Consider the following 16738-nt stretch of genomic DNA (forward strand, 5'->3'; position numbering starts at 1 on the left):
TTCTGAGGTGAATATGATTGAAATAGAAAAAGTCTGCGTCGATTTTACCGCCGGTCGCGGTACCCCCACGCGCGCGGTGGATGATGTGAGCCTGCATATCGCCGCAGGCGAGATTTTTGGCATTGTCGGTACCAGCGGCGCAGGAAAAAGCACTCTGCTGCGTACCCTGAACGCCTTAACGCGTCCCAGCCAGGGGCGCGTCAACGTCAACGGCGTGGAAATTTCGGCGCTGGACGGAAAAGCGTTACGCCAGGCGCGGCAGCGTATTGGTATGATTTTCCAGCATTTTAACTTAATGCATACCCGGACAGTGGCGCAAAACGTTGCGTTTAGCCTGAAAGCGGCTGGCTGGGAACGCAGCAAAATCGCGCCACGGGTGGCGGAAATTTTAACGCTGGTGGGCCTTGCCGATAAAGCGAACCGTTTTCCGGTACAGCTCAGCGGCGGGCAAAAACAGCGGGTGGGGATAGCCCGCGCCATCGCTAACCATCCGGATGTGTTGCTGTGTGATGAACCGACTTCCGCTCTGGATCTGGAAACTTCCGCCACGATTCTGGCCCTGCTCAGACAGATCAACGCACAGCTCGGGATTACTATTGTACTGATCACCCATGAAATGAACGTGATCAAATCCATTTGCGATCGCGTGGCAGTGATGTCGGGCGGTAAGGTTGTGGAATCGGGCGAGGTGTTTGATGTGTTTGCCCACCCGCAACACGCTTTCACACAGCAACTGGTGTCTCATACCCTTAATTTGACCCTGCCGGAACGTTTACGGGAACACTTGCCCGGGCAGTTGCTGAAAATTTTGTTTATCGGCGATTCGGCGGAGCAGCCGGTACTGTCAGAGGTGGCGATCAAGTTTGGCGTCGCGGTCAATATCCTGCATGGCAAGATTGAGTATATCGGCGAACGCGCGTTGGGCATTCTGGTGGTGCAATTAACCGCGCCGCATAATCCAACGGCGGTGGCCGCCGCCGTGGAGCATATCCGTCAACGTACCGCACAGGTGGAGGTGATCCGTGGATGATTTATTGCCGGATTTAACGCTGGCGTTCAATGAAACTTTCCAGATGTTGAGTATTTCAACGGTGCTGGCGATTCTTGGCGGTCTACCGCTCGGTTTTCTGATTTTTGTCACCGATCGTCATCTGTTCTGGCAGAACCGTTTTATTTATCTCGTCGCCTCGGTTCTGGTGAATATTATCCGCTCGGTGCCATTTGTTATTTTACTGGTGCTGTTACTGCCGCTAACGCAGCTTTTGCTGGGCAATACGATTGGCCCGATTGCAGCCTCCGTCCCGCTGTCGGTGGCCGCAATCGCGTTTTATGCACGCCTGGTAGATAGCGCGCTCCGTGAAGTCGATAAAGGGATTATTGAGGCGGCGCTGGCATTCGGCGCTAGTCCGATGCGTATTATCTGTACCGTACTGTTGCCGGAAGCCAGCGCAGGGCTGCTGCGCGGCCTGACGATTACATTGGTAAGCTTAATCGGCTACTCGGCGATGGCCGGGATTGTCGGCGGCGGCGGGGTAGGCGACCTGGCGATTCGCTATGGCTACTACCGTTACGAAACCGAAGTGATGGTTGTTACCGTAGTGGCGCTGATTGTGCTGGTTCAGGTCGTTCAGATGCTGGGCGACTGGCTGGCAAAACGTGCCGACAAGCGCGACAGACACTAAGCCGGCGTCAGCCGGCAATAAAAATAAGCTATTGCGCTTTTAGCCAGTTGGCAACGTCTTGCCATGTGCCGCGAAAAACGATATTCGCGGCTTTTTTCTCCAGTTGATAGCGATACATCGGGTCGTAATATTCGTTAAGTAGCGGAACCAGCCATGCCATATGACTGTCGGTGCTGCCGCTGGATAATTGTTCCGCCAGCGCCCTATCCAGCGTGTCCGTCAGTTCGGCAAAGCGTTGCAACCCCAGACGGCGGCGAATAGCGAACAGTCCATGATGAAGATATTCACTATACGCCTGCCAACCGGCTTCATCGCCGTAGACGTGGGTGAAGTCGTGATGCATACGGATGAAATACTCTTCACGCAGTCGTTCCAGACGAAGCGCAAACGGATCTTCCACTACCGCAATGGGGGCCTGCGCCATTCTTTCGCGTAAACACTCAGGCAGATGGTTGGCGCCGATCGTTCGCCCTTCATCTTCCAGTACCCACCTTTTTAGCGTCTGACGCGCGTTAATTTTCAGCAATTCAACGGCAAGCTTGTTTTCAAAACTGGCCTGACTGAGCTGGGGTTTCAGCGTGCGGCCAAAAGAGGAGCCGCGATGACGCGCGAGACCTTCCAGATCCACGCCGTTGGGCTGTTGTCGCACCAGCTGCGTTTTGCCGCTGCCCGTACAGCCGCCAATTAAAAGTATCGGTTTTTGCGCCAGTTGCCAGGTCGCCTGAATTGCTGTCTGGCGCAGCGCTTTATAGCCGCCTTCAATAAGCGGGCAGTCAATCCCTGTTTCTTGCAGCCAACGTTGTACGATATGTGACCGCTGACCGCCGCGCGCGCAGCACAGATACCCGTTGGGGAAACGTTGATACGCGGCTTTCCAGGCCTCAAGCCGCTGCTGGCGAATGTCGCCGCAAACCAACCGATGCCCTAACGCTAACGCCGCATCCGCGCCCTGACGTTTGTAGCAGGTGCCGACGGCGGCCCGCTCGTCATCCATCATCAATGGCAGGTTGATAGCGCCCGGCATGGCGCCCTGTTCAAACTCAATCGGCGCGCGTACATCAATTAAAGGCGTATCGGCAAGGAGGAGCGCGCGATAGTCCTGTGCTTTTTGTCTGTCTTGCATAACGTAAAACGTAACCTTAAATCATCCCTTGCGTTATTTTACGCGCCAATTCGCAAAGTGGCTTGATTTTTAACAGCGTACCGTGTTGAAAATGGATAAAAAACCGGCTATTTCGGGTTGTCGTTGGGTAAATAATTTCACAATGTCTTCTACCGCTTTGCCTCCGCCAAATTTATGCCAGGCGAGGCTTAACGGTGAGGGCGGACGCATCGTAGGGATGGTACAGCTTACCAGTTCGTTTTTGTCGATCAGCGTTTGACAAAGCGGCTGCGGGACAAAACCGATACCGACGCCTGCCAGATGAGCGGCGATTTTGGTTTCCATATCAGGCACGATAATTTCCTTCTGCCCCGGAAGGCGCCAGGCTACCCGCTTGGTCAGCGTACGCGCGCTGTCTTCGATATTAATTGCCGGGAAACGGCGCAACTGCGCTTCTGTTAGAGGCCCGCTGACGTGAGCTAAAGGATGATCCGCGGACATTACAAAACGCCATTGTACGGAACCTAAAGGGTCGAGCATAAAGGTATTAGCCAACGGCTCGGTGCCAGTTACGCCAATCGCCAGCGAAAAACCTTCATACAGGAGCGAATCCCAGACGCCCATATAAATTTGCCGGGAAAAGTGAAACTGAGTGAAGGGGTAACGCGCATTAAGCCACGATAAGAGACTGGCGACCGCTTGCGGGCTATAGAGCAGGTTATTCACCACAATATTGACCTGACGCTCTACGCCGTCGTTAACCTGGCGTAGCTCGTCAGGCATGCTGTCCAGCCACGCAAGCCAGTCTTTTGCCTGAGAGAGAAGGTGAGAGCCCGCCGCCGTCAACGAGACGCTTCGCGTTGTGCGAAAGAACAGCCCTACGCCGGTATTTTCCTCCAGCAGTTTGATGCGGTAGCTAATGGTTGCCGTGGTTTTACACAGGCGCTCCGCCGCTTTGGAGAAACTCCCCGTTTCGGCAACGCTGATAAAGGTACGCAGTGTTTCCGGGTCAAACATCGTCAGACGCCTCCTTACGATCCTGATAAAACCAGAATTGTTTTCCTATGATTTTTAAGTAGTTTTACATAATAGCCATGTTTGATTTGTGGTCTAAATCTACTTTTGGAAAAATATTCCAACTTTTATGTTGATGTTAAATCCCGAAGGTTTTAGATTGCATGGTATTGAAACCGGACAGAGTCCAAACCGCGGTTAAACGGAATCGAGCTACAAGGGAAAAATAATGAAACTTGAGGTATTACCGTTAGATCAGAAGACGTTCAGCGCTTATGGCGATGTTATTGAGACGCAGGAACGAGACTTTTTTCATATAAACAACGGGTTAGTTGAGCGATATCACGACCTGGCGAAGGTTGAAGTTCTGGAGCAGGATCGCACGCTGATCAGTATTAACAGGGCGCAACCGGCCGCGATGCCTATTGTGGTACATGAACTGGAACGTCATCCTTTAGGTACGCAGGCGTTTGTGCCGATGAACGGCGAGGCTTTTGTCGTTATTGTCGCGCTCGGCGATGATAAACCCGATCTCTCCACGCTGCGGGCGTTTATTAGCAATGGACGGCAGGGCGTCAATTATCACCGTAATGTATGGCATCACCCGCTGTTTGCGTGGCAGACGGTTACCGATTTTCTGACGGTGGATCGCGGTGGCAGCGATAACTGTGATGTTGAAAGTATCCCGACACATGAACTCTGTTTTGCGTGACGCTATTGGCCTTCTTGCATAAGATGAACATATTGTTCATTGTTTATGCTCATATTTTGGGCCGGAGTTAACGTAAATATGACGGAAGTAAGACGACGCGGCAGGCCAGGACAGGCAGAGCCGACTGCGCAGAAAGGCGCTCAGGCGCTGGAGAGGGGCATAGCGATATTGCAATATCTCGAAAGAAGCGGCGGCAGTTCATCAGTTAGCGATATTTCCGGCAGCCTGGATTTACCGCTTTCTACGACGTTTCGCCTGTTAAAGGTACTGCAAGCGGCTGATTTTGTGTACCAGGATAGCCAGCTTGGCTGGTGGCATATTGGTTTAGGCGTATTTAATGTGGGCTCTGCGTATATTCATAATCGCGATGTCCTCTCGGTGGCCGGACCCTTTATGCACCGACTTATGCTGCTTTCTGGCGAGACGGTCAACGTAGCGATTCGCAACGGTAATGAAGCGGTGTTAATCGGTCAAAAGGAGTGCAAATCGATGGTCAGAATGTGCGCGCCCTTAGGGAGTCGTCTGCCGTTACATGCTTCCGGCGCCGGAAAAGCGCTGCTGTACCCGCTCACCGAAGAAGAGCTGGTGGGGATCGTCGTCAATACCGGTTTGCGGCGGTTTACGCCGACCACTCTGGTGGATTTACCTATCCTGCTTAAAAATCTGGAGCAGGCGCGTGAACAGGGCTACACCGTCGACCAGGAAGAACATGTTGTCGGGCTGAATTGTATCGCCTCCGCTATCTATGACGATGCGGGCAGCGTGGTCGCCGCTATCTCAATATCGGGACCGGCTTCCCGGCTGACGGAAGATCGCTTTATCAGCCAGGGTGAACTGGTACGGGATACCGCGAAAGACATCAGTACGGCGCTTGGGCTAAAACCCCCTGTAGCCTGAGCCGCATCCCGCTCGCTGGAGCGGGACTTTTTTAAAATTTTTAAAAGTTGGAAACTTTTTCCAATAAAAAGAGGTAGCAATAAAATGGCAAAAATGAGAGCCGTGGATGCGGCAATGTATGTGCTGGAAAAAGAAGGTATCACCACAGCATTCGGCGTTCCTGGGGCTGCAATCAACCCCTTCTATTCTGCAATGCGTAAGCATGGAGGCATTCGCCATATACTGGCGCGTCATGTGGAAGGCGCTTCGCATATGGCTGAGGGCTACACACGTGCGGCGGCAGGTAATATTGGGGTCTGCCTGGGCACTTCCGGCCCGGCGGGAACCGACATGATCACCGCGCTCTATTCCGCTTCTGCCGACTCTATCCCGATTTTATGCATTACCGGTCAGGCGCCACGAGCGCGTCTGCACAAGGAAGATTTCCAGGCAGTCGATATTGAAGCGATTGCAAAACCAGTCAGCAAGATGGCAGTGACGGTTCGTGAGGCGGCGCTGGTGCCGCGCGTATTACAACAGGCTTTTCATCTGATGCGCTCAGGCCGCCCAGGTCCTGTGCTGGTTGATTTACCGTTTGATGTCCAGGTTGCGGAGATCGAATTCGATCCGGATATGTATGAGCCGCTGCCGGTATATAAGCCAGCCGCCAGCCGCGTACAGATTGAAAAGGCGCTGGAGATGCTGATTCAGTCCGAGCGTCCGGTAATTGTCGCGGGCGGCGGGGTTATTAACGCCGACGCCGCGCCACTGCTGCAGCAGTTTGCCGAACTGACCAACGTACCGGTGATCCCTACCCTGATGGGCTGGGGCTGTATCCCGGACGATCACCCCTTAATGGCGGGGATGGTCGGCCTGCAAACGGCGCACCGCTACGGCAACGCCACTCTGCTGGCATCCGATATGGTTTTTGGCATCGGTAACCGTTTCGCCAACCGTCATACGGGGTCCGTTGAGAAATATACTCAGGGGCGAAAAATCATCCATATCGATATTGAACCGACGCAAATTGGCCGCGTGTTGTGCCCGGATCTGGGCATCGTTTCTGACGCCAAAGCGGCGCTAACGTTGCTGATCGATGTCGCGCAGGAGATGCAAAAAGCGGGGCGTTTGCCATGCAGGAAGACCTGGGTGGACGAATGCCAGCAGCGTAAACGGACTTTGCTGCGTAAAACCCACTTTGACAACGTGCCAGTGAAGCCGCAGCGCGTCTATGAAGAGATGAACAAAGCCTTTGGTCGCGATGTGTGCTATGTCACCACCATTGGATTGTCGCAAATCGCGGCAGCGCAGATGCTGCATGTGTTTAAAGACAGACACTGGATCAACTGCGGCCAGGCGGGGCCTCTTGGCTGGACAATCCCGGCGGCATTAGGGGTTTGTGCTGCCGATCCGCAACGCAATGTGGTGGCGATTTCCGGCGATTTCGACTTCCAGTTCCTGATTGAAGAGTTAGCCGTCGGCGCGCAGTTTAACATCCCGTATATCCATGTGCTGGTTAACAACGCTTATCTTGGTCTGATTCGCCAGTCGCAACGCGCATTTGACATGGACTACTGCGTACAGCTCGCCTTTGAAAATATCAACTCCAGCGAAGTGAATGGCTATGGCGTTGACCATGTAAAAGTGGCAGAAGGGTTAGGCTGTAAAGCAATTCGTGTCTTTAAACCGGAAGATATTGCGCCTGCATTTGAACAAGCTAAAGCGCTGATGGCGCAATATCGCGTTCCGGTGGTGGTGGAAGTCATTCTGGAACGCGTAACCAATATTTCCATGGGCAGCGAACTGGATAACGTAACCGAGTTTGAAGAAGTTGCGGATAGTGCGAAAGATGCGCCAACAGAAACCTGTTTTATGAAATATGAGTAAGGGAGGTAATCGATGTTACGTTTCTCTGCCAATCTTTCTATGCTGTTTACGGAATATGATTTCCTGGAACGCTTTGATAAAGCGGCGTTGTCGGGATTTCGCGGCGTGGAATTCATGTTTCCCTACGATAACGACATCGAAGTGTTAAAACGTAAACTCAGGGATAATAATCTGGAACATACGTTACATAATTTACCGGCTGGCGACTGGGCGGCTGGCGAACGTGGAATTGCCTGTATTCCTGGGCGCGAAGAAGAGTTTCGCGATGGCGTAGCGGCCGCAATCCGCTATGCACGTGCGTTAGGCAATAAGAAAATAAATTGTCTGGTGGGTAAAACGCCGTCAGGATTCTCCGCAACGGAGATCCACGACACGTTGGTCGAAAACCTGCGCTATGCGGCAAATATGCTGGCGAAAGAAGACATTTTATTACTTATCGAACCTATTAATCACTTTGATATGCCGGGATTCCATCTCACCGGCACTCAACAGGCGTTAGCATTAATTAAGGATATCGGCAGCGATAATATCAAAATTCAGTATGATATTTATCACATGCAACGCATGGAAGGGGAATTAACGCAAACCATGACGGCATGGGCCGATAAAATAGGCCATTTACAGATTGCTGATAACCCGCGTCGCGGCGAGCCGGGGACCGGGGAAATCAATTATGACTTTATTTTTAATGTCATTAAACAGTCTGGTTATGATGGCTGGGTTGGCTGTGAATATAAACCACTGACTACCACGGAAGCGGGATTATCGTGGATTAATCAGTACCGTTAAAACGCAGAATAATTCGGGCAGCGCTTTTTTTTCCACTGTGTTGGAAGGGGATTGTGTTGCCTGAATCTGGAAACACCGAAAGCAATAAAAGAGGTTGTATATGAAACTGGGATTTATTGGCCTGGGAATTATGGGCTCGCCAATGGCTATCAATTTGGCACGCGCCGGTCATCAATTACACGTTACGACTATTGGTCCGGTCGCGGACGAACTGCTCTCGCTGGGGGCGGTAAATGTTGAGACTGCACGTCAGGTAACTGAATTTGCAGACATCATCTTCATAATGGTGCCGGATACGCCGCAGGTTGAAGAGGTGTTATTTGGCGAACACGGTTGCGCCAAAACATCGCTTCAGGGAAAAACCATCGTCGATATGAGTTCTATTTCTCCTATCGAAACCAAACGTTTTGCCCAGCGCGTTAATGAAATGGGCGCTGATTACCTGGATGCCCCGGTTTCCGGGGGAGAAATCGGGGCGCGTGAAGGCACTCTGTCGATTATGGTCGGCGGCGAGCAGAAAGTCTTTGACCGCGTTAAACCGCTCTTTGACATCCTGGGAAAAAATATCACCCTGGTGGGCGGCAATGGGGATGGGCAAACCTGTAAGGTGGCTAACCAAATTATTGTTGCGCTGAATATTGAAGCGGTTTCTGAAGCCTTAGTGTTTGCTTCAAAAGCAGGCGCCGATCCGGTACGCGTGCGCCAGGCGTTAATGGGCGGGTTCGCCTCTTCACGCATTCTGGAAGTTCACGGCGAGCGCATGATCAACCGGACGTTCGAGCCTGGTTTCAAAATCGCGCTTCATCAGAAAGACCTTAATCTTGCATTGCAAAGCGCAAAAGCGCTGGCGCTGAATTTACCGAATACGGCGACCTGCCAGGAATTATTCAATACCTGTGCGGCAAATGGCGGGAGCCAGCTTGATCATTCGGCAATGGTACAGGCGCTGGAATTAATGGCCAATCATAAATTGTCCTAATTATGTGTATCGCTGCGGCTGCAGCGATACCTGTTCACAAGGAACACTCTGTAAAGGTGAAGAACATGAGTGAAACTAAAAAATCCGGGATTGATTACTGGAAACAAATTGTTGTCGTAATGAGTCTGGGCTGGGTAGCGATTTGGATCTATCGCACCGTGCTTACGCCAATTTATCCAGAAATTCAGGCATCTTTAGACAATGTAAGTAATGCAGAAATAGGCGCCATTGCAAGTTTTTACTTTTTTGCTTACTGCAGTATGCAAATCCCTTGCGGAATATTGGTCGATAAATTCGGTCAAAAAATCATGCTGATGGCCGGATTTACGCTTTTTATTATTGGTACACTCTGTATCGCGAAAGCCAATGGCCTGGCCATGATCTATACAGGGTCGCTAATGGCAGGCGGAGGATGCGCTTCTTTCTTTAGCTCGGCTTATTCACTCTCTTCGGCAAACGTGCCGCAGGCCCGTCGGGCATTAGCCAATGCGATTATCAACAGCGGGTCGGCTATAGGGATGGGGATTGGCTTAATCGGTTCCAGCATATTAGTAAAAAACATGAGCATGGCCTGGCAAAATGTACTGTATATCGTGGCCGCGATATTAGTAATCATGCTGTGCGTCTTTACGCTGATCATTCGCGGTAAAGCCAAAAGCGACTCTGCGCAAGCGGAAAAGCAAACCCAAACCGTTACGGAAGATGAGAAACGCGCGCCTTTATTCTCTGGTTTATTGTGTAGCGTTTACTTCCTCTATTTCTGTACCTGCTACGGTTATTATTTGATAGTGACCTGGCTGCCCTCTTATCTCCAGACTGAAAGAGGATTTGATGGCGGAGCTATCGGGCTGGCATCAGCGCTGGTGGCGGTGGTTGGCGTACCGGGGGCGTTATTTTTTAGCCATCTGTCAGATAAATTCCGTAACAGTAAAGTTAAGGTTATTCTCGGTCTGGAAATTGTGGCGGCAGCAATGTTGGCGTTTACGGTTTTGTCCCCGAATACCACGATGCTGATGGTCAGTCTGACGCTATACGGCTTGCTGGGGAAAATGGCAGTAGACCCGATCCTGATCTCCTTTGTATCTGAACAGGCTTCGGCAAAAAGTCTGGGAAGAGCTTTCAGCCTTTTTAATTTCTTTGGCATGAGCTCGGCGGTTGTCGCCCCAACGTTGACCGGATTTATTTCGGATGTAACGGGGTCGAAAGAGATCAGTTTTGTGATTTCAGCATGTTTAGTGGTCACCGGAACGCTGATCTTTGCTGTCGTCACTTTATATAAAAAGAAAGCGACGCAACGTATTGCTTCAGCTTAAAAATAATTATATCTACTAATTCTTTATTTTATATTTATTTGTTCCTCATAGCTAAACCCATAACAACGTTATCCGATGCGTGAAAAGAGGGATTTATGGAACATCAAAGAGAGCTATACCAGCAGCGCGGTTATAGCGAAGACTTATTACCTAAAACAGAAACCCAACGAAACTGGAAGGCATTTAACTATTTCACCTTATGGATGGGATCTGTACATAACGTGCCAAATTACGTTATGGTCGGCGGTTTTTTTATACTGGGGCTATCAACATTTAATATCATGTTGGCCATTATTATCAGCGCATTATTTATTGCGGCGGCGATGGTAATGAATGGCGCGGCAGGCAGCAAATATGGCGTTCCTTTTGCTATGATATTGCGAGGTTCTTACGGCGTCCGCGGCGCGCTATTCCCTGGATTATTGCGAGGGGGAATCGCGGCAATTATGTGGTTCGGCTTACAGTGTTACGCGGGATCGCTGGCATTTCTTATTTTGATTGGGAAGATCTGGCCAGGATTTCTGACATTAGGCGGAGATTTCAAGCTGCTGGGTCTTTCACTGCCAGGACTAATTACTTTTCTAATTTTTTGGATTATTAACGTTGGCATCGGTTTTGGCGGTGGTAAAGTATTAAATAAATTTACCGCTATCCTCAATCCATGTATTTACATTGTCTTTGGCGGCATGGCTATTTGGGCAATATCGCTGGTTGGCATTGGCCCGATTCTGGACTATCTGCCTTCAGGCGTGCAAAAAGCAGAGCACAGCGGCTTTCTGTTCCTGGTGGTGATTAACGCCGTAGTCGCCGTCTGGGCTGCGCCAGCGGTGAGCGCGTCCGATTTCACGCAAAACGCGCATTCATTTCGCGCTCAGGCATTGGGACAAACATTGGGGCTTATCGTAGCGTATATATTATTCGCCGTAGCCAGCGTGTGCATTATTGCCGGAGCCAGTATTCATTATGGTATGGATACCTGGAACGTGCTGGATATTGTGCAGCGCTGGGACAGCCTGTTTGCTTCATTTTTTGCGGTGCTGGTGATTCTGATGACGACAATTTCAACCAACGCCACCGGTAATATTATACCTGCGGGGTATCAAATTGCGGCGCTTGCCCCGACAAAGCTTAACTATAAAAATGGCGTAATGATTGCCAGTATTATCAGTCTACTGATTTGCCCATGGAAATTAATGGAGAATCAGGACAGTATTTATCTGTTCCTCGATATTATCGGCGGTATGCTTGGCCCGGTAATCGGCGTAATGTTAGCTCATTATTTTGTGGTAATGCGTGGAAAAATTAATCTTGATGAGCTGTACACCGCCAGCGGTGATTACAAATATTATGATAATGGATTTAACCTGACTGCATTTTCAGTCACCCTGGTCGCAGTCATTCTGTCATTAGGCGGCAAGTTTATACCATTTATGGAGCCTTTATCCCGCGTGTCCTGGTTTGTAGGCGTAATAGTTGCGTTCGTTGCTTATGCGCTATTGAAGAAACGCACGGGTTTTGAAAATACAGGAGAGAAAAAACTCGCAGGTTAAATATTGAAAAAGCATTAAGCGTATTTAATGAAGTGTGCGCTATTTAAAAACTATCTGTATCCATACAAGGAGTTTGTTATGTCTTTTGATTTAATTATTAAGAACGGTACTGTCATCTTAGAAAACGAAGCGAGAGTTATCGATATCGCCGTCCAGGGCGGAAAAATCGCCGCGATTGGCGAGAACCTGGGGGAAGCGAAAAATGTGCTGGATGCGACGGGATTGATCGTTTCGCCGGGCATGGTTGACGCGCATACCCACATTTCTGAACCGGGCCGTACCCACTGGGAAGGCTATGAAACCGGTACGCGCGCGGCGGCGAAAGGCGGTATTACCACGATGATTGAGATGCCGCTCAATCAGCTGCCGGCGACGGTCGATCGTGAGACGATTGAACTCAAGTTTGACGCGGCAAAAGGTAAATTGACCATCGACGCCGCGCAGTTGGGTGGTTTGGTTTCTTATAACCTGGATCGGCTGCATGAGCTGGACGAAGTGGGCGTTGTCGGCTTCAAGTGCTTTGTCGCCACCTGCGGCGATCGTGGCATCGATAATGATTTTCGCGACGTTAATGACTGGCAGTTTTACAAAGGCGCGCAAAAACTGGGGGAAATGGACCAGACGGTACTGGTACATTGCGAAAATGCTCTGATTTGCGATGAGCTGGGCGAAGAAGCTAAACGCGAAGGTCGCGTAACGGCGCATGATTATGTCGCCTCACGTCCGGTATTTACTGAAGTGGAAGCCATTCGTCGCGTGCTGTATCTGGCGAAAGCGGCAGGTTGCCGTCTGCACGTTTGCCATATCAGCAGCCCGGAGGGGGTAGAGGAAGTAACGCGCGCGCGTCAGGAAGGTCAGGATGTCACCTGTGAATCGTGCCCGCACTATTTTGTCCTCGATACCGATCAGTTCGAAGAGATTGGCACCCTGGCAAAATGTTCTCCGCCAATTCGCGACCAGGAAAACCAGAAAGGGATGTGGGAAAAACTGTTTAACGGCGAAATCGACTGCCTGGTATCCGACCACTCTCCATGTCCTCCGGAAATGAAAGCAGGCAATATCATGCAAGCATGGGGTGGAATTGCCGGACTGCAAAACTGCATGGACGTCATGTTTGATGAAGCGGTGCAAAAACGCGGTATGTCGTTGCCGATGTTTGGCAAATTAATGGCGACCAACGCCGCCGATATTTTTGGTCTGAAACATAAAGGACGTATTGCCCCCGGCAAAGATGCTGACCTGGTCTTTATTCAGCCTGACAGCAGCTATGTTCTGAAAAATGAAGACCTGGAATATCGCCATAAAGTCAGTCCGTATGTTGGCCGTACTATTGGCGCGCGTATTACCAAAACGATTTTGCGCGGCGATGTTATTTATGACATCGAGCATGGCTTCCCTGTGCCGCCAAAAGGTCAGTTTATCCTTAAACATCAGCAGTAATCCGGTGTGATTTAATGCCCGTCGTCACGACGGGCATTCTCTATTTTAAGGTGTGGATATGTTCCCTGTTATTAACCGCGAAAGTGTGTTGTCCGGCTTTCAGTGGTTTTTCTTTATTTTCTGTAACACGGTTGTGGTTCCCCCTACCTTGCTGTCCGCTTTTCATCTTCCCGCTGATAACCTGTTAATGCTCACACAATACGCTTTTTTGACCACCGCGTTGGCCTGCCTGGTTCAGGCATTTTGCGGCCATCGCCGGGCCATTATGGAAGGGCCGACAGGGCTGTGGTGGGGCGCTATTCTTACGATTACGCTTGGCGAGGCGTCTCGCGGCACGCCGCTGAACGATATCGCCTCCAGCCTGTCGGTCGGGATTGCGATCTCCGCGATGGTGACGATATTTATCGGCATTAGCGGCTTAGGACACCGTCTGGCTCGCCTGTTTACGCCAGCGGTAATGGTTTTTTTCATGCTGCTTTTGGGCGCGCAGCTGACCTCAATATTTTTTAAAGGCATGCTGGGGCTGCCTTTTGGCATTGCCGATACCAGCGCCAGAATCAAATTGGCCCCCTTTGGGCTGGCGGTCGCGGTGATGTGTTTTATCCTCGCGATGATTATTTTCCTGCAGCAGCGTATCTCCCGTTACGCGTTACTGGTAGGGACCGTGGTCGGGTGGGGGCTATGGCGGTTATGCTTTCCTTCATCACACTTACCGCCGGGTGAATTAAGCTGGCGATGGTTTCCGCTGGGCAGCCACGGCACGCTGATGCCGGGTATTATTGTGACGGCGGTGATGACGGGGTTAGTCAACATCAGCAACACTTACGGCGCCATCCGCGGTACCGATATCTTTTATCTGCATCAAGGGTCGGGCAGTTCTCGTTATCGCCGAAGCTTTATGATTTCCGGACTGATGACGTTAGTGACGGTGCCTTTCGCGGTCGTGCCTTTTTCGCCTTTTGTGTCTTCCATTGGTTTATTAACGCAAACCGGCGACAGTTCTCGCAAATCTTTTATCTGCGGTAGCGCGCTGTGTCTGCTGGTTGCCATTATAACGCCGTTAACCCGCTTATTTTGCGCTATTCCACTGGCGATCAGCAGCGCCGTTATGCTGGTCTCTTATTTACCTTTACTTTATTCCGGTTTGGTTTTTAGCCAGCAAATTACGTTTACCGCGCGGAATATTTATCGCCTGGCATTACCGCTTTTTGTCGGCATTTTTTTGATGGGGCTTCCTCCGGTCTATTTACAGGATCTTCCACTGATGATTCGTCCTTTGCTTAGCAACGGATTACTGGTGGGAATCTTACTGGCAGTGCTTATGGAAAATCTTATTCCGTGGGAACGCATTAAATAACGTGAGAAAACAAGGAGACATGATGAAGATTGTAATTGCGCCAGATTCATTTAAAGAGAGCTTAAGCGCTGATAAATGCTGTCAGGCTATTAAAGCGGGATTTTCAACCGTATTTCCTGATGCGCGCTATGTTTGTTTACCGATCGCCGATGGCGGAGAAGGAACCGTGGACGCGATGGTGGCTGCGACCGGCGGGAAACGGGTTTCTGTGGACGTTAGCGGGCCGATGGGGGAAAAAGTAAACGGATTTTATGGCCTGACCGGCGACGGCAAAACGGCGATTATTGAAATGGCGGCGGCGAGCGGATTGATGCTGGTGGCGCCAGAGGCGCGTAATCCGCTGCTGGCATCCAGTTTCGGCACCGGCGAATTGATTCGTCACGCCCTGGACGCGGGGATTCGCCATATTATTCTGGGTATCGGCGGCAGCGCCACGGTGGATGGCGGAATGGGAGTAGCGCAGGCGCTCGGTGTGCGTTTTCTGGACGCGCAGGGAACGCCGCTTGGCGCCGGAGGGGGCAATTTATCGCGCCTGGCGAGCATTGACCTGCAGGGGTGCGATCCGCGAATTTCAGAGTGTCGTATTGAAGTCGCCTGTGATGTTGATAACCCGTTGGTGGGGCCACGCGGCGCGGCGGCGGTATTCGGTCCGCAGAAAGGGGCGACGCCTGAAATGGTCGAGACGCTGGAAAATGGATTGCGTAATTATGCCCGTGTTTTACATGCCCTGACCGGACGCGACATGTCTCAAATACCGGGCGGTGGAGCGGCCGGAGGAATGGGGATTGCCGCTATCGTCTTTCTGGAAGCGGAAATGAAGCCCGGTATTGAGATTGTTATGCAGGCGGTGAAGCTGGAGGAGGCGGTAAAAGAGGCCTCGCTGGTGATTACCGGAGAAGGGCGAATCGACTCGCAAACGGCGGGAGGAAAAGCGCCGATAGGCGTCGCGTCAGTGGCGAAACGGCATCATGTCCCGGTTATCGGCATTGCCGGCGTACTGGGCGACGGCGTGGAAGTGGTCCATCGCCACGGTATTGATGCCGTATTCAGTATTTTGCCGCGGCTGGCGCCTTTGCCGGAAGTTCTGGCGAACGGTGAACAAAATCTCTACCACAGCGCCTGTAATATTGCCCGCGTCATCAAACTTGGCCAGGACATCGGGACTCGTTAAGCATAAAAAAAGCCACGGTTCTCACCGTGGCAAAATCCAACATAGCTAAATTAAAAATAATCAGGAGGGCTGCCCGCCGTTAAATCATAACGTCGCGGTTACAGTCTTTGGAGTAGATGTAGCTGAATGCTTCGCCACGACCTACACCGTATCCGGCCTGCAGGGAATAAGCGCCCATGAAGATGTAGTCGCCTTTTTTCACCGGCACCCAGTTGTTGTCGAGGTTATAAACCCCCTGGCCGGAAAGGATATAAGCGCCATGTTCCTGGACGTGGGTTTCAATATAGCCGTGGCTGGCGCCCGGTTCGAACGACAGAATATGCATATTCATATCGAAGCCCAGCTCTTTAGGCAGGAAATCCAGCAGAATAACATCTTCCATGCCTTCATAATGAATACGCTCCAGCTGGCTGGCATTGCCGGAAACCAACCACGGGGCATGCCCCTCGACAGGAGTATAGCGGCGTTTATATAAAAATAGCTGGCTGTCTTCCGTTTGAGCGTTGCTAAAGGTCATCATCTCGCCCGGTGGACAATAGAGGTATCCGCCCTGGGTTAAAGAGAATGTTTTTCCTTCTGCTTTAGCTTCAATATTTCCCGCAATGACATAGAGAAAAGTTTCAATCCCCTCGCCGCCAAAGCCCTGCTGGTTGCCGCCATTCTGATGTAAGGTGACCAGATAATCGACGAAAGAAGCACCCAGCTTCGGCGTCGAAAGGATGGTGACGTCACAGTTTTCAAAGCCGGGAATAATATTTTTCACCAGACCGTCCGGCGTTAAGAGCGCATAGTTACCGTGTTTTACAATGGCGCGGTTCGCCAGTAAATCATCGCGGTAACCCGTGACGTTATTCAGATATCCCATT

General features: G+C 51.0%; 15 protein-coding genes. 12 read left to right on the forward strand and 3 right to left on the reverse strand.

The genetic code is table 11. The annotated features are described in order from the left end of the window. Nucleotides 1–13: 13 nt before the first annotated feature. Nucleotides 14–1030: a virulence-associated ABC transporter ATP-binding protein SfbB gene (gene sfbB, locus ABVN44_RS05040; protein ID WP_000569660.1), complete on the forward strand. Its 1017-nt coding sequence runs from the start codon at nucleotides 14–16 to the stop codon at nucleotides 1028–1030. After that, nucleotides 1023–1682 carry a methionine ABC transporter permease gene (locus ABVN44_RS05045; protein WP_000342247.1) on the forward strand — a complete coding sequence of 220 codons (660 nt, stop codon included), beginning with the start codon at nucleotides 1023–1025 and terminating at the stop codon, nucleotides 1680–1682. The genes sfbB and ABVN44_RS05045 overlap by 8 nt, the downstream gene beginning before the upstream one ends. Nucleotides 1683–1710: 28 nt before the next feature. Here the strand turns inward: ABVN44_RS05045 and mnmH are convergent, their stop codons facing one another. Together mnmH and allS are read right to left on the reverse strand one after the other, a co-directional pair. Continuing rightward, nucleotides 1711–2805, reverse strand: coding sequence for a tRNA 2-selenouridine(34) synthase MnmH (mnmH, locus tag ABVN44_RS05050; protein WP_023231610.1), 1095 nt, complete (start codon nucleotides 2803–2805; stop codon nucleotides 1711–1713). Between the two features lie 69 nt (nucleotides 2806–2874). Further along, the gene (allS, locus tag ABVN44_RS05055) at nucleotides 2875–3801 is read right to left on the reverse strand and encodes an HTH-type transcriptional activator AllS (RefSeq protein WP_000460169.1); all 927 of its coding nucleotides are present in this window, start codon (nucleotides 3799–3801) and stop codon (nucleotides 2875–2877) included. A gap of 226 nt (nucleotides 3802–4027) precedes the next feature. On the opposite strand from allS, the gene allA reads away from it, so the two are divergent. From allA to glxK, 10 genes are all read left to right on the forward strand, one after another. Further along, nucleotides 4028–4510: an ureidoglycolate lyase gene (allA, locus tag ABVN44_RS05060; protein WP_000764659.1), complete on the forward strand. Its 483-nt coding sequence runs from the start codon at nucleotides 4028–4030 to the stop codon at nucleotides 4508–4510. Nucleotides 4511–4588: 78 nt separating this feature from the next. Next, nucleotides 4589–5407 (forward strand): HTH-type transcriptional repressor AllR, encoded by an 819-nt coding sequence (gene allR, locus ABVN44_RS05065; protein ID WP_000141265.1) that lies wholly within the window; start codon nucleotides 4589–4591, stop codon nucleotides 5405–5407. An 84-nt stretch (nucleotides 5408–5491) separates the two neighbouring features. Next, a complete protein-coding gene (gene gcl / locus ABVN44_RS05070) occupies nucleotides 5492–7273 on the forward strand; it encodes a glyoxylate carboligase (RefSeq protein ID WP_001096865.1) in 1782 nt (593 codons plus the stop codon). A gap of 12 nt (nucleotides 7274–7285) precedes the next feature. After that, entirely contained in the window at nucleotides 7286–8062 is a 777-nt protein-coding gene (gene hyi, locus ABVN44_RS05075) for a hydroxypyruvate isomerase (RefSeq protein WP_000943591.1), read from the forward strand. 100 nt (nucleotides 8063–8162) lie between these two features. Next, on the forward strand, nucleotides 8163–9041 hold the full coding sequence (gene glxR / locus ABVN44_RS05080) for a 2-hydroxy-3-oxopropionate reductase (protein WP_000765815.1): 879 nt from the start codon (nucleotides 8163–8165) through the stop codon (nucleotides 9039–9041). 65 nt (nucleotides 9042–9106) lie between these two features. After that, nucleotides 9107–10354, forward strand: coding sequence for an MFS transporter (locus ABVN44_RS05085; RefSeq protein WP_001749004.1), 1248 nt, complete (start codon nucleotides 9107–9109; stop codon nucleotides 10352–10354). A gap of 95 nt (nucleotides 10355–10449) precedes the next feature. Continuing rightward, nucleotides 10450–11904 carry a putative allantoin permease gene (locus ABVN44_RS05090; RefSeq protein ID WP_000401063.1) on the forward strand — a complete coding sequence of 485 codons (1455 nt, stop codon included), beginning with the start codon at nucleotides 10450–10452 and terminating at the stop codon, nucleotides 11902–11904. Between the two features lie 78 nt (nucleotides 11905–11982). After that, nucleotides 11983–13344 carry an allantoinase AllB gene (gene allB / locus ABVN44_RS05095; protein ID WP_000006865.1) on the forward strand — a complete coding sequence of 454 codons (1362 nt, stop codon included), beginning with the start codon at nucleotides 11983–11985 and terminating at the stop codon, nucleotides 13342–13344. 58 nt (nucleotides 13345–13402) lie between these two features. Further along, on the forward strand, nucleotides 13403–14701 hold the full coding sequence (locus tag ABVN44_RS05100) for a uracil/xanthine transporter (RefSeq protein WP_000484505.1): 1299 nt from the start codon (nucleotides 13403–13405) through the stop codon (nucleotides 14699–14701). Nucleotides 14702–14723: 22 nt separating this feature from the next. Then, the gene (gene glxK, locus ABVN44_RS05105) at nucleotides 14724–15872 is read left to right on the forward strand and encodes a glycerate 3-kinase (RefSeq protein ID WP_000706331.1); all 1149 of its coding nucleotides are present in this window, start codon (nucleotides 14724–14726) and stop codon (nucleotides 15870–15872) included. Nucleotides 15873–15951: 79 nt separating this feature from the next. Here glxK and allE read toward each other — a convergent pair whose 3' ends face one another. Then, complete coding sequence (gene allE, locus ABVN44_RS05110) at nucleotides 15952–16737, reverse strand: (S)-ureidoglycine aminohydrolase (protein WP_000540981.1); 786 nt, start codon at nucleotides 16735–16737, stop codon at nucleotides 15952–15954. Nucleotide 16738 lies beyond the last annotated feature (1 nt).

The organism is Salmonella sp. SJTUF15570 (assembly GCF_043357055.1).
Classification (GTDB): domain Bacteria; phylum Pseudomonadota; class Gammaproteobacteria; order Enterobacterales; family Enterobacteriaceae; genus Salmonella; species Salmonella enterica.

Excerpts from the sequence above, each read along its gene's own strand:
- ABVN44_RS05100 (WP_000484505.1), top strand. The coding sequence starts at position 13,403 with ATGTTCCCTGTTATTAACCGCGAAAGTGTGTTGTCCGGCTTTCAGTGG.
- allS (WP_000460169.1), bottom strand. The coding sequence starts at position 3,801 with ATGTTTGACCCGGAAACACTGCGTACCTTTATCAGCGTTGCCGAAACG.
- allE (WP_000540981.1), bottom strand. The coding sequence starts at position 16,737 with ATGGGATATCTGAATAACGTCACGGGTTACCGCGATGATTTACTGGCG.
- hyi (WP_000943591.1), top strand. The coding sequence starts at position 7,286 with ATGTTACGTTTCTCTGCCAATCTTTCTATGCTGTTTACGGAATATGAT.
- mnmH (WP_023231610.1), bottom strand. The coding sequence starts at position 2,805 with ATGCAAGACAGACAAAAAGCACAGGACTATCGCGCGCTCCTCCTTGCC.
- allR (WP_000141265.1), top strand. The coding sequence starts at position 4,589 with ATGACGGAAGTAAGACGACGCGGCAGGCCAGGACAGGCAGAGCCGACT.
- allA (WP_000764659.1), top strand. The coding sequence starts at position 4,028 with ATGAAACTTGAGGTATTACCGTTAGATCAGAAGACGTTCAGCGCTTAT.
- gcl (WP_001096865.1), top strand. The coding sequence starts at position 5,492 with ATGGCAAAAATGAGAGCCGTGGATGCGGCAATGTATGTGCTGGAAAAA.
- sfbB (WP_000569660.1), top strand. The coding sequence starts at position 14 with ATGATTGAAATAGAAAAAGTCTGCGTCGATTTTACCGCCGGTCGCGGT.
- ABVN44_RS05085 (WP_001749004.1), top strand. The coding sequence starts at position 9,107 with ATGAGTGAAACTAAAAAATCCGGGATTGATTACTGGAAACAAATTGTT.
- glxK (WP_000706331.1), top strand. The coding sequence starts at position 14,724 with ATGAAGATTGTAATTGCGCCAGATTCATTTAAAGAGAGCTTAAGCGCT.
- ABVN44_RS05090 (WP_000401063.1), top strand. The coding sequence starts at position 10,450 with ATGGAACATCAAAGAGAGCTATACCAGCAGCGCGGTTATAGCGAAGAC.
- glxR (WP_000765815.1), top strand. The coding sequence starts at position 8,163 with ATGAAACTGGGATTTATTGGCCTGGGAATTATGGGCTCGCCAATGGCT.
- allB (WP_000006865.1), top strand. The coding sequence starts at position 11,983 with ATGTCTTTTGATTTAATTATTAAGAACGGTACTGTCATCTTAGAAAAC.